The 12939-nt window shown below is 70.6% G+C and carries 9 protein-coding genes; 1 reads left to right on the top strand and 8 read right to left on the bottom strand.

The genetic code is table 11. The features are described 5' to 3' along the window. Nucleotides 1-71: 71 nt before the first annotated feature. From AAW14_RS23650 to AAW14_RS23660, 3 genes are read right to left on the bottom strand one after another with little or no spacing between them, the layout of a single operon-like run. Complete coding sequence (locus tag AAW14_RS23650) at nucleotides 72-1097, bottom strand: ABC transporter permease (RefSeq protein ID WP_265565947.1); 1026 nt, start codon at nucleotides 1095-1097, stop codon at nucleotides 72-74. Further along, entirely contained in the window at nucleotides 1090-2586 is a 1497-nt protein-coding gene (locus AAW14_RS23655) for a sugar ABC transporter ATP-binding protein (protein WP_265565948.1), read from the bottom strand. Before AAW14_RS23655 ends, AAW14_RS23650 begins: the two co-directional genes overlap by 8 nt. Continuing rightward, on the bottom strand, nucleotides 2583-3668 hold the full coding sequence (locus AAW14_RS23660) for a sugar ABC transporter substrate-binding protein (RefSeq protein ID WP_265565949.1): 1086 nt from the start codon (nucleotides 3666-3668) through the stop codon (nucleotides 2583-2585). The genes AAW14_RS23655 and AAW14_RS23660 overlap by 4 nt, the downstream gene beginning before the upstream one ends. Before the next feature lie 160 nt (nucleotides 3669-3828). On the opposite strand from AAW14_RS23660, the gene AAW14_RS23665 reads away from it, so the two are divergent. Then, complete coding sequence (locus AAW14_RS23665; protein ID WP_265565950.1) at nucleotides 3829-4572, top strand: FadR/GntR family transcriptional regulator; 744 nt, start codon at nucleotides 3829-3831, stop codon at nucleotides 4570-4572. Between the two features lie 185 nt (nucleotides 4573-4757). Here the strand turns inward: AAW14_RS23665 and AAW14_RS23670 are convergent, their stop codons facing one another. Genes AAW14_RS23670 through AAW14_RS23690 form a run of 5 tightly spaced genes read right to left on the bottom strand, consistent with a single transcriptional unit; the run spans nucleotide 4758 to nucleotide 12935 of the window. After that, on the bottom strand, nucleotides 4758-7775 hold the full coding sequence (locus AAW14_RS23670; RefSeq protein ID WP_265565951.1) for an alpha-mannosidase: 3018 nt from the start codon (nucleotides 7773-7775) through the stop codon (nucleotides 4758-4760). A gap of 38 nt (nucleotides 7776-7813) precedes the next feature. Further along, nucleotides 7814-9820 (bottom strand): endo-beta-N-acetylglucosaminidase, encoded by a 2007-nt coding sequence (locus tag AAW14_RS23675; RefSeq protein WP_265565952.1) that lies wholly within the window; start codon nucleotides 9818-9820, stop codon nucleotides 7814-7816. A gap of 38 nt (nucleotides 9821-9858) precedes the next feature. Further along, on the bottom strand, nucleotides 9859-11091 hold the full coding sequence (locus tag AAW14_RS23680) for a glycoside hydrolase 5 family protein (protein ID WP_265565953.1): 1233 nt from the start codon (nucleotides 11089-11091) through the stop codon (nucleotides 9859-9861). A 45-nt stretch (nucleotides 11092-11136) separates the two neighbouring features. Continuing rightward, on the bottom strand, nucleotides 11137-12045 hold the full coding sequence (locus tag AAW14_RS23685) for a carbohydrate ABC transporter permease (protein WP_265565954.1): 909 nt from the start codon (nucleotides 12043-12045) through the stop codon (nucleotides 11137-11139). Beyond that, the gene (locus AAW14_RS23690) at nucleotides 12042-12935 is read right to left on the bottom strand and encodes a carbohydrate ABC transporter permease (protein WP_265565955.1); all 894 of its coding nucleotides are present in this window, start codon (nucleotides 12933-12935) and stop codon (nucleotides 12042-12044) included. The genes AAW14_RS23685 and AAW14_RS23690 overlap by 4 nt, the downstream gene beginning before the upstream one ends. Nucleotides 12936-12939 lie beyond the last annotated feature (4 nt).

Raw genomic sequence — 12939 nt, forward strand, 5'->3', positions numbered from 1 at the left:
CCTTTCGGTCCGGGGCGTACGGGCGTGCACGAGGTCGTACGTCGTACGGCGCCGTACAAGTACGAGGGAGGTCAGTCCTGGGCACGGCCCGTCGTCACACGGGCGATCATCAGGGCGACCAGGATGATTCCGCCGTAGATGGCCTGGATCCAGAACGACGGCACCTGGGCCAGGGTGAGCAGGTTCTGCACGACACCCAGCAGGAGCACTCCGGTCAGGGCTCCGAACATGGTGCCCTTGCCGCCGTCGAGGCTGATGCCGCCGATGACCGCCGCGGCGAACACCGTGAAGATCATGTTGTTGCCCTGGTTGGCGCTGATCGCGCCCACGTACCCGGTCTGCATGATTCCGCCGACCGAGGCCAGACAGCCCGCGACGACGAACACACCGAGCATCACGCGTTCGACCCGGATGCCGGCGGCGCGGGCCGCGTCCGCGTTGCCGCCGATCGCGTACAGGGCGCGGCCGACCCGGTGGTGGCGCAGGACGAGACCGGCGACGGCGAAGGCGACCGCGGCCAGCCACACGGACAGCGGGACGCGCAGGAAGGTCGTGGTGGCCAGGGTGAAGAACGCGTCGGGCATCCCGAACAGCGTCTTGCCCTTGGTCGCGCCGACCAGCAGACCGCGCAGCACGATCAGCATCGCGAGGGTGACGATGAAGGCGTTGAGCCTGAACTTCACCACGAGGATGCCGTTGAAGGCGCCGATCGCCGCGCCGGCGACGAGGATCGCGAGCAGCGCGAGAGCGGTGGGGAGCTCGGTGCCCCAGCCGGACTGGGCCGCGGGCAGCACGAGCAGGGCACCCACGGCCGGCGCGATTCCGACCACCGACTCCAGGGACAGGTCGAACCTGCCGGTGATCAGCACGAGCGATTCGGCGAGCACGACCATCGCGAGCGCGGCGGAGGCGCCCAGGATGGAGATGATGTTGCGCTCGGTGAGGAACGAGTCGTTGACGAAGGCGCCCAGCACCATCAGCAGCACCAGGGCCGGGACCAGGGCGAGTTCGCGCGCCCGGCGGAGCAGGACGGCCTTGGCCGAGCGCGGGCCGGGGACCGGGACGGGCGTGAGCGGCGGGGCCTTGGTGTCAGCCATGGTCCACTCCTTCGATGGAGGCGATCAGCTCGTGGTCGTGCCAGCCCGCCGGGTGCTCGGCGACGATCCGGCCGTGGAAGAGGACGAGGACACGGTCGCAGCGCCGCAGGTCGTCGAGTTCGTCGGAGACGACCAGCACGGCGGTGCCGTCCTCGCGGGCGCTGTCCATCCGGGCCAGCAGCGACTCCTTGGACTTCACGTCGACGCCCGCGGTGGGGTTGATCAGAACGAGCAGACGGGGGTCGGAGGCCAGGGCGCGCGCCATGACGACCTTCTGCGCATTGCCTCCCGAGAGGTCGGACACGGGCTGGTCGGGGCCCTCGGCATGGATGTCGAGGCGTTCGATCAGCTCGGTGGCGAGGCCGCGTTTGCGCTGGGCGCCGACGAATCCGTACCGCCCGAGGCGCCCCAGGACGCTCAGGGTGGCGTTGTCGCCGACGGTCATCCCGGCCACCAGGCCCTGTTCGTGCCGGTCGCGGGGCACGCATCCGACACCCGCCCCGAGCGCGGCCGGTACGTCGCCGAACGGAAGCGGTCTGCCGTCGAGCCGGGCCGTGCCGCCGGTCGGGGTGTGCAGTCCGGCGAGGGTCTCGGCGAGTTCGGTCTTTCCACTGCCGCTGGCGCCGGCGAGTCCGACGACCTCGCCATGGCGGACGACGAGGTCGATGTCCTCGTACGGCTCCGAGGTGAGCCCCCGGGCTTCGAGGGCGACCGGCGCGTTCTCGACGACCACGTCCCGTGCGGTCGCGGCGCGGTCGGCGAGGGCCTCTCCCGCCATGGCCTCCACCAGGGCCGCTCGTGGAAGCTCGGCGACGGGAGCCGTGGTGATCCAGCGGGCGTCGCGCAGGACCGTGACGGTCTGGCAGACCTCGTAGACCTCCTGGAGGTGGTGCGAGATGAACAGGAATGTGACACCGGACTCCTGCAGGGCGCGCATCCGTGTGAAGAGGCGCTCGATCTCGCGGTTGTCGAGCTGGGCGGTCGGCTCGTCGAGGACGATGAAGCGGGCGCCGAAGCTGAGGGCCCGGGCGATCTCCACCATCTGGCGGTCCTCGACCTTGAGATCGGCGGTGCGGGCGTCGGGGTCCACTTGCACGTCCCAGGTGCCGAGGACCTCGGCCGCCTCCGCCCTGAGCCTGCGCCAGCTGATGAGACCGCCGCGCCGGGTCGGCTGCCGGTTGATCAGGAGGTTCTCGGCGACCGTCAACTCCGGTACCACGGTGGGCTTCTGATAGACGCAGGCGACCTTGCGGCGCCAGGCGTCGCGGTCGGCGAGCGGGGGTGCGGGCTCGCCCTCGAATCGGACCGTGCCCTCGTCGGGGGCCTGGAGGCCGGTGAGCACGTTCACCAGGGTCGACTTACCGGCTCCATTGCGGCCGACGAGGGCGTGGGACTCGCCGGGGAGCACGCTGAGACGGCCGTCCTGGAGGGCGACGGTGGGGCCGTACCGTTTGACGATGCCCCGCGCCTGAACCAGTGGGATGCTCATTTGACCGTGTTGCCCCAGAGCTTGGGGTCGTCGACGTTGTCCTTGGTGACCAGCGGGGCGGGCAGCTGGTCCTCGAGGATGCCGTTGGGCAGTTTGACGATGGTCGAGTCGTGGTCGGTGGGTCCGGGCGTGAACGTCTTGCCCTGCATCGCGGCCTTGATGTAGTAGATGCCGTACTTGGCGTAGGCGTCCGCGGGCTGTGAGACGGTGGCGTCGATCTCGCCCTTGCGGATGGCGTCGAACTCCTGCGGGATGCCGTCGTTGGAGACGATGACGATGTGGCCCGCCCGGCCCGCCGTACTGAGCATGTTCTTGGACTTGAGGGTCTGCAGGGTGGGCGCGAGATAGACGCCTCCGGCCTGGAGGTAGATGCCCTTGATGTCGGGGTTGGCGTTCAGGAGCGTGTCGAGTTTGGAGGCCGCGGTGTCGGACTCCCACTTGGCGGGGATCTCCAGGACCCGGAGCTTCGGGTACTTCTTCCTGACGCAGGAGCGGAAGGCCTCGGAGCGGTCGCGCCCGTTGACGGAGGCGAGGTCGCCCATGATCTGCACGACCTTGCCGCTGGTGATGTGCCGGCCGAGGTAGTCACAGGCCTTCTCGCCGTACGCGACGTTGTTGGCGCGGACGACCATGGCGACCTTGCCCTTGTCGGGTGCGACGTCGACGGCGACCACGGGCACGCCCTTGCGTTCGGCCTGGTCGAGCCCGGCCTGGATGGCGGCGCTGTCCAGTGGGGCGACGACCAGGCCCTTCACGCCCTGGTTGAGTTCGTTGTTGATGTCGGTGATCTGCTGCGAGGGGTCGCTGTTGGAGTTGACGGTCTTGAGGGCGTCGACGCCCTCGGACGTCGCCATCTTGGGCACGTAGTCGTTGTACGACTGCCAGAACGGCGAGGTCAGCAGGGGCAGGATCACTCCGACCCTGCCCGTGCCGTCGCCTCCGGTACTGGAGCCGCCCGTGTCCTTGGTGCTGCCACATGCCGTGAGCGCCAGGGTGCCGCAGGCGGCCGCCGCCGCCGCACGCACCGCCCACGAGGATGTTCGCCTGCCTTGCCGTCCGTTCCGCGCTGTTCTGCCGGCCATCTGTCGGCTCCTCATCGAGCGTGTCGAGCAGTTGCCCGCATACTTATCAGACCACTCAGCCCTTCCAACACCCTGTGGCGCCAATCTTCGCGCCTTTCGGTCGTAGTGGTCGGACCACATCGGTGGATAGACTGCGGCGCACAGCGACAGGAGGAGTGGCGTGGACGAGACACCCACCGGGGCGCCGGGGGCGGAGACCGCTGCGAACGCTCCGCAGAAGGGCACCGTGACGCACCGCGCCATCGAGCAGATCAAGGCGATGATCGCCGGGGGCCGGCTGGAGCCCGGTCAGCGGCTGCCGACGGAACGCGACCTGGCTGCCCGGCTGGGCATCTCGCGCAGTTCGATGCGGGAGGCGATCCGCGCGCTCACGGTCCTCGGTGTGCTGGAGGCTCGACACGGCTCCGGCATCTACGTCACCCAACTGGAGGCGGGCGACCTGCTGGAGACGTTCGGTGTGGTGGCCGACCTCTCGCGCGGACCGCGTCTGGTCGAGTTGCTGGAGATCCGCCGCGTCCTGGAGTCGACGGCGACGGCACTCGCGGCGGCGCGCATCACGGACGACCAGCTCTCGGAAGTCGAGAAGCACTTGACGGCGATGAACGCGACGGACGACCCGGAGGAGATCCTGGCGCACGACCTCGCCTTCCATCGCGAGATCGCGGCCGCCGCGGGCAACGAGACGATGGCGGCGATCCTGGAGGGCCTGTCCTCGCGCACGTTCCGCGCCCGGGTCTGGCGCGGCTACCAGGAGGAGGGCGCCTTCGCCCGCACCCGCCGTGAGCACGCGGCGATCCACCGCGCCCTGGCCGCCCGCGATCCGGAGGCGGCACGGGCGTCGGCGGCCGCGCATGTGGGAGAGGTCGAGGAGTGGCTGCGCACCCAGCTAAGGGCTGTCCCGTAATCCCCGGTGGATCGGCGCGCGGCGTCAGATGCGGTGCATCGCAAGGCGGAGGGTCGTCCTCATACTGGGCGTATTCGGTCGATCCGACAACGCAGCGAGGTGCCGTGGCTGTCGTCGTGCGCCCGCCGGGGATTACGGGACAGCCCTTAAGAGCCACGCAGGACCGCCCCTCCACCGAGGAGATGTCACGCCCTCCTGAGCCGCAGCGTCACCAGCTCGAACGGCCGCATGCGCAGGGTGAGCCGGCTGGACTCGCGATACGGTGCCGGTGCGTCGGGGAGCGGTCGTTCCAGCAGGTCTGTCACCGTCACCCCGGCGAGTTCGAAGTCCGCCGTGAGCGTTGCCGTCGTACGGCCGCCGCGGGATTCGTGGAAGCGTACGACGACGTCACCGCTGCCGTCGTCGGCCAGCTTGACCGCCGTCACGACCACCGCTTCCTCCGCCACGGTCACCAGCGGCCGCACCGCGCCCGCACCTGTCAGCCGCCGCTCCGGCAGGTTGATGCGCCAGCCCTCGCGCACCGCGTCCCCGATCGCCGCGCCGGGCACCAGGGCGTGCCGGAAGAGATGGACGCCCTGGTCGGTCTCCGGGTCCGGGAAGCGCGGGGCACGCAGCAGGGAGACCCGGACGGTCGTGGTCGTACCGGAGTCCGACTCCCTTACCGTCCGGGTCACGTCGTGCCCGTACGTCGAGTCGTTCACCACCGCCACTCCCCAGCCGGGCTCCTCCAGGTGCACAAAACGGTGGTTGCACGCCTCGAACTTGGCCGCTTCCCATGAGGTGTTGGTGTGTGTCGGCCGGTGGAAGTGCCCGAACTGCGTCTCGGACGCGTACCGTTCGGCGTGCACGTCCAGCGGGAAAGCCAGTTTCAGGAACTTCTCCGTCTCGTGCCAGTCGACCTCCGTGTCGATCTCCAGCCGGCGCTCCCCCGGCGCCAGCGACAGCACCTGGATCACCCGCGACGTGCCGAAGGACCGTACGACGCGGACCGAGGCGCCGTCCTCGCCGGGCACGACCTCCTCCGCGTCCACCAGGTCGGTGACCGTGTTCCGGTAGAAGGCGTCCACGTCCCACGCGTCCCACATGTTCGGGAAGTCCGGGTGGAGCTGGAGCAGGTTCGCGGCGCGCCCCGGTGCGATCGTCTCCCGGTCGCCCTCGAGGTCGTACGCGGACACGACCAGTCCCCGCGCGTCGATCTCCACCCGCAGCAGTCCGTTGTGCAGCACGTAGCCGCCGTCCGGCCGCGCCGCCAGCGACACCTCGCCCGGGTCGACGGGGGTTCCGGCGCCGCCCGCCGGGACCCCCGCACGGGCATGCGGGGCCGCATTGAACACAAGCGGGACAGTTCCCTCGCCGGCCAGTGACCGCTGCGCCGTCTCGATGATCCCGTTCAGCTCGCCGGCGATCCGTCCGTACGTCGCCCGCGCCTCCCGGTGCACCCAGGCGATCGACGAGCCGGGCAGAATGTCATGGAACTGGTGGAACAGCACCGTCTTCCAGATGCTGTCCAACTCCTCGTAGGGATAGCGAAGTCCGGACCGTACCGCCGCCGTTGCCGCCCACAGCTCGGCCTCGCGCAGCAGGTGCTCACTGCGCCGGTTGCCCTGCTTGGTCTTCGCCTGGCTCGTCAGCGTGGCACGGTGCAGTTCGAGGTACAGCTCGCCCACCCACACCGGCGGGTGGGCATACTCCTCCTGCGCCTTCCGGAAGAAATCCGCCGGTGTTTCCCACACCACCGTCGCCGAGCCCTCCAGATTCCGCAGACGGGCCGCCTTCGCGACCATCTCCCGCGTCGTGCCGCCGCCACCGTCGCCCCACCCGGTCGGCGCCAGAGAGTGCCGTGCCACCCCCTTGTCCTTGAAGTTCCGTGCCGCGTGGGCGATTTCGCTGCCCTTCATGGAGCAGTTGTAGGTGTCGACGGGCGGGAAGTGGGTGAAGATGCGGGTGCCGTCGATGCCCTCCCAGAGGAAGGTGTGGTGGGGGAACTTGTTGGTCTGGCTCCACGAGATCTTCTGTGTCAGCAGCCACTTGGAGCCCGCCGCCTTGATGATCTGCGGCAGCCCGGCGGCGAAGCCGAAGGTGTCGGGCAGCCATGCCTCCTCGTTCTCGATGCCGAACTCGTCGAGGAAGAACCGCTTGCCGTGCACGAACTGACGGGCCATCGCCTCCGAGCCCGGCATGTTGGTGTCCGACTCCACCCACATGCCGCCCGCCGGCACGAACCGGCCCTCCGCGACCGCCTTCTTCACCCGTGCCCAGACCTCGGGCCGGTGCTCCTTCACCCACGCCCACTGCTGGGCCTGTGACATGGCGAACACGAACTCCGGCTCGTCCTCGATGAGCGCTGTCATGTTGGACGTCGTACGGGCCACCTTGCGCACCGTCTCGCGCAGCGGCCACAGCCACGCCGAGTCGATGTGGGCGTGCCCGACGGCGCTGATGCGGTGCGCGGAGGGAACGGCAGGCGCCGCCAGGACCTCGGCCAGCTGCGAACGGGCCCGCTCGGCCGACCCGCCCACGTCCTGCAGGTCGACCGCGTCCAGCGCTCGCTCCACCGCGCGCAGGATCTCCCAGCGCCGCCCCGAGTCCACCGGCAGCTCGGCCATCAGCTCACCGAGCACCTCCAGATCGAGGACGAGCTGCCACACGGTCTCGTCGAAGACGGCGAGGTCCATGCGCGCAAGCCGGTACTGCGGCTCGCTGCCCGCGGTCTCCTTGTCACCCAGCGGCGTGGGCACGAAGGGGTGGTAGTCCAGGATCACCGGATTGGACGCCGCCTCGATGTGCAGTTCCACCGCCTCGCCGCCCTTGACGGGAGAGCCGATGTGCACCCACTGGTTGCGTGGGTTGAGCCCCTTCACCGGGGTGCCGTCGGCGCGGTAGACCAGCCCCTCGCACTGGAAGCCGGGCATGTTCTCGTCGAAACCCAGGTCCAGCAGGGCCTCGACGTTTCTCCCGGCCCAGGCCTCGGGCACGGTCCCGGTCACCCGGAACCAGCTGGTTCCCCACGGGGCGCCCCAGCGTGTGCCCACCGCGATCGGTTCGGCCGGGGCGGCCAGGCCCTCGGCGACCGGCACGGGCTCGCCGGGCGCATGCCACACGGCCACCTTCAGCGGTACGGACTCGGGGTACACGGCGGGGCGGATGCGCTCGTCGAGGACACGCCTGAGGCGGGCCTCGACCAGGGTGCGGTCGTCATGCATGGTGCGCTCCGTGGAGTGAGTGTGCGGTACACCGGGTGTTACCAGCGGTGGACGGTCGTGGCGGGAGTGGAGACGTTGTAGAGCTCCCCGACCGCGCGCAGTTCGAACCGTGCGGTGCTCTCGCCCTGATCCGCGGCCGGTCCGGCCGGCCCCCCGACGTAGTACGCGTACTGACAGGTTCCGCCCAGAAAGCGGCGTGTGCCGTCGGGCAGGACCCGGTGCAGTTCGTAGTGGCGGACGTGGCCGGGGGCGGGCTGCCAGGCGAAGCGCATGCCGCCGCCGTCCGCGTCGGTGACGCGCAGGCCGGTGGGGGCGGCCGGGGTGGTAGCCGTGTCGCGGACCGCGAGCCTGCCCAGCCGCCAGCGCACCTGGCCGCCGCCGCCAAAGAGACGTGCGGCGAGCGCGCGCACCGCTCCGGACAGTCCGGTCAGCGGCACGGTCGTGGTCCGCCAGCCGTCTGCGGCGGCCACGGGGAAATAGGTGTACGAGGGAGCCCGACCGGGTGCGCCCGGCTCGGCGGTGGCGACCGCCAGCTCCACCCGCGCGTCGCCCGCGTCGAGCCGATGGGTCAGCTCGACGACCGTCTGCGGGCCGATCGGCAGCCGGGTCGAGTACAGGTGCAGCGTGGCCGGGGCGTCGAGGGCGCCGGAGACCAGCAGGCTGCTGCCGCCGCGCCAGGCGTCGGCGAAGTCGAACGCGACGGTGGGCCGGGAGCCGTTCGTGCGGACGGCCCAGCGGCGCGAGGGCAGCCGGTCCTGGAGGCCGAGGTGGTTCCAGGCGGTGTCCGAGGTGATCTCGCCGGCCTCGTACCACTTCAGGCCGTGCCCGGTGTTGAAGACGGTCGCGAAGGGGAGCGCGGTGACGGTCGAGCGGTCGGCGACGGACACGGCCGGTGCCCGCCAGCTCGCCGTGGTGTCGGGCCGCGACGGGTCGAGGGACGCGCCGGTCCAGAAGAGGTCGTCGGCGGTGTGGAAGTCACCGGGCGTGCGGCTCGCGGGCAGATGGTTGCGGGTCCACTCCGGCCGGTAGAAGCCGATGGACGTGATGTGCGCGGAGGGGGCCGGTACGATCGCGTCCCAGTTCACGGAGGTGCCCGTGCCTCCCGCCTCCACGTCGATGCCCGCCCACAGGTCGTAGCGGCTGCGTCCGAGCCGCCCGGCCCGTCTCGCCGAGGAGGACAGCGAGCTCTTCGACCAGCGGAAGTCGACGAACATCGAGTCGGCGGCCTGGAAGAACGCCTGGTTCCGGCTGTCGAGCGCACCCTGCCATGCCACCGTGCCGTTCACGGTCATCGCGTCGTACCAGGTGACGCGCAGCCCCTTGGCCGTGCCGAGCTCCCTCAGCTCCTTGACGAAGCCGAGCATGTCGGCGCCGAGCGCACTGTCCCCGCCGCCGGTCTCGGCGTTGACGAACCATCCGTCGAAGCCGTATGCGTCCGCGACGGCGACGAGTTGCGCGGCGAGCGGGTGGTGCCCGGTGCTGTCCTTCCGGACCAGGTCACGGGTCCACTGGAGCTGTCCGCCGTAGGCGACGGGCGGCAGGTAGACGGTGCCGATGACCGGGACGCCGTGGCGGTGGGCGGCGTCGACGACGGGGGCGTTGGGGGCGAGGATCAGGCCCTCGCCCGCGGAGCCGCCCCAGAAGACCAGCTCGTCCAGGTAGGCCCAGTGGGTGAGGGCGTAGAAGTCGGCGGTGGGCGCGCCCTGGGAGGGGTTGCCGGAGGTGGGCCCGAAGGAGACCAGCGACTGGATGCGGGCCTGGCCCGAGCGGGCAGTGGTGTTGGCGGGGGTCGGGGTGAAGCGGGCGGCGAGCGGTACGGAGGCGGCGTTGAAGGCCAGGTCCGGGTCGGTGGCCGCGCTCCAGTTCTTCAGGCTTCGCCAGCTGATGCCCGGGCCGGGGGTGCCGGAGGGCAGGGAGTCGGGGTACCAGTAGGAGGCGTAGGGCCGGAGGTCGCGGGCCGCCGCCGGCGCGGTGGGCGTGGGCAGCGCGGGAGTGAGCGCGGCCGCCGCTCCGGCCTGGAGGACCGTGCGTCTGCTGAGGTTCACGGTGTGCTCCGCTTCGTCGGGGGACGGTGGGGGACGGGCTACTTGGTGACCTGGTCGGGGGTGACGACGTCGGTGATGCCACGGGCCGCGAGGTGGTCCCGGTCGTGGGCGCGGCTCGCGAGCACGGTGGTGGGGCGGGCCCCGTCGGCCGTCAGCCGGGCGAAGGCTTCGAACACCGGGCCGCCCGGGGCGCAGACCCATCGGCCCGCGGTGGTGTCGACGACCAGTGCGGTGGTGCGGGGGGCGGGCCCTGACGCCGGATGCTCCTTGATGATCCGGGTGAGGGTGGCAGCCGAGGGCTTGGGACGTCGGTCGTTGGTCAACAGGCCGAGGCCGTACTCGAGCCGGGGGAAGTCGGCGAGGTCGCGGCTGACGTCGTGCGAGCACCACCAGGTCACACCCCAGACATCGGGGCAGTCGAGGACGGCCGCGACGGTCGCCTCGGCGAAGGCTGCCGCGTGCCCGGCGGGGATCAGGGGGGCGGGGGCGCCGACCTCCTGGAGCCAGACCGGGCGGTGCGGGTCCTCGGCCCAGGCCTTGGACAGCTCGATGAGATAGGCGGCGTGGTGCTCGGTGGCGGTGCCGCTGCGGCCGTGGCGCTGGGCGGTGCCGTTGAACACCCAGGAGTGAACGGCGGTGAGATCGCCCAGGCGGGCCGAGTGCTCGGGGGTGAAGGGCTGGTCGTCCTGGTACCAGGCGGCGTCGTACGAGGCGTGCAGGTGGAGCCTGCCGGGGGCGCCCTCGGCGCAGGCTGACAGCAGCCGGCTCAGCCACAGCTCTGCCTGCTCGGAGGTGATGCGGTCCGGGTCGGGGTGCGGTCGGGCGGCGAACTGGTTGACCTCGTTGCCGATCGTCATCCCGATGAAGTTCGGCCGGTCGGCGAGGGCGGCGGCGAGGGTGCGCAGATACACGGCCTCCCCCTCGACCACCTCGGGATCGGTGAAGATGTTGCGCCGGTGCCAGGTCCGCGTCCAGGCGGGAAGGAAGTCGAAGCTGGACAGGTGGCCTTGCAGCCCGTCCACGTTGACGTCGAGTCCGCGCTCGGCGGCCGCGTCGGCGAGCGCGACGAGCTGCTCGACGGCGCGCGGGCGAATCAGGGTGCGGTTGGGCTGGAAGTATGGCCACAGCGGGAAGACCCGGATGTGGTCGACTCCCAGGGCGACGATGGAGTCGAGGTCCGCGCGTACGCAGTCCAGGTCGAAGTCGAGCCAGTGGTGGAACCACCCTTCACTCGGGGTGTAGTTGACGCCGAAGCGCACGGCAGAAGGCATGCTGGTCCTTTGGGTTCCTTCGAACGGTGGTGCACGCGCGGAGGTTCAGCCCTTGACGGCGCCCTCGCCGACGCCGCGGAAGAAGTACCGCTGGAGACAGGCGAAGAGGGCGATGAGCGGCGCGACCGCGATGATCGTGCCCGCTGCCACGAGGCGTTCGTCGTTGGCGAAGGTGCCGTGCAGGTAGTTGAGTCCGATGGTCAGGGTGAACTTGGACGGGTCGCTCAGCACGATCAGCGGCCACAGGAAGTCGTCCCAGGCGCCCATGAACGCGAAGACGGCCACGACGGCGAGGGTTCCCTTCACCGACGGCAGAGCGATCCTCAGGAACCGCTGCCAGACGTTGGCGCCGTCGACGAAGGCGGCCTCCTCCATCTCGTGGGGCAGGCTCCGGAAGGCGTTGCGCAACAGCAGCACGTTCATCGCGCCGATGCTGCCCGGCAGGACGACGCCGATCAGCGTGTTGTTGAGGCCGAGCTCCCGCATGGTGGTGAACTGCGCGATGATGATGCCCTCCACGGGGACCAGCATCGCCAGGACGAAGGCGAGGGTGGCGGCCGCCCGGCCGCGGTAGCGCAGCCGGGCCAGCGCATAGCCCGCGAGCGCGGAACCGACGCAGTTGGTCACGACGTTGGCGCCGGCCACCTTCAGCGAGTTGAGGGCGTAGTCCCACACCGGGATGGTGTCGGCGACGCGCGCGTAGTTGTGCAGCGTCGGGTGAGCGGGCAGGAACCTCGGCGGGGAGCCGAAGATGTCCTCGGTCGGCCCCTTGAGCGAGGTGGACAGCTGCCACACGAACGGACCGACGGTCAGGGCCAGTACGGCGATCAACAGCGTGTAACGCAGGACGAGTTCCCATCCGCGGACGCGACGGCCGTGCTCATCGGTGATCCGGGGCTCGCGCGCGGCGGCGGCCGGTGGCAAGGCGGGACGTACCTTCTCCAGGACGCTCACGTGTCCTCCCTCCGGTCCACGCGCAGCACGAGCAGCATCAGCGCGACGGTGACCACGAAGACGACGATCGAGAGGGCGGAGGCGTAGCCGACGCGGCCGGTCAGGCCGGTTCCGGTGCGCTGGACGAGCATGACGAGCGTGGTGTCCTCCCCCGCGGGACCGCCCGCCGGGCCCGCCATCAGATAGACCTCGGAGAACACCTTGAAGGCGGCGACCGAGGAAAGCGCGGCGACCAGCACCATGGTGGAGCGGACGGCGGGCACGGTGACCGTGAGGAAGCGGCGCACCGGGCCCGCGCCGTCCACGGCCGCGGCCTCGTGCAGCTCACGCGGCACATTGGCCAGCGCCGCCAGGTAGATGATCATGTAGTAGCCCAGGCCCTTCCAGACCGTGACGGCCATGGCGCTCAGCAGGAGCAGCCACTGGTCGCCGAGGAAGCCGACCCGGCCGATGCCGATGGCCGCCAGCAGGGAGTTCACCAGACCGCGCTCGTCCAGCACCCACACCCAGATCAGGCCCACCACGACGATGGAGGCGACGACGGGGGTGTAGAAGGCCGAGCGGAAGAACGCGATGCCCGGGATGTTCTTCTGCACGAGCAGGGCGAGCAGCAGGGGCAGGACGACGAGCGCGGGGACGACCCCGACGACGTACAACGCGCTGTTGCGCAGGCCGGTCCAGAACGTGTCGTCGTGCAGCACCTCGCGGAAGTTGGCGAGGCGCACGAAGCGGCCCGGGACCAGGGTGCGTCGGTCGGTGAACGCGTTGACCAGGGTGGAGACGAACGGATAGAGGATGAAGGCGCCAGTGACCAGCAGTCCCGGTGCGGCGAACAGCCACGGGCTGAGGGGCAGCTGGCGTCGCGCCCGGGACACGACGGAAGTGGCCATGACG

Origin of the sequence: Streptomyces hygroscopicus (genome assembly GCF_026168105.1) — a bacterium.
GTDB lineage: Bacteria > Actinomycetota > Actinomycetes > Streptomycetales > Streptomycetaceae > Streptomyces > Streptomyces hygroscopicus_D.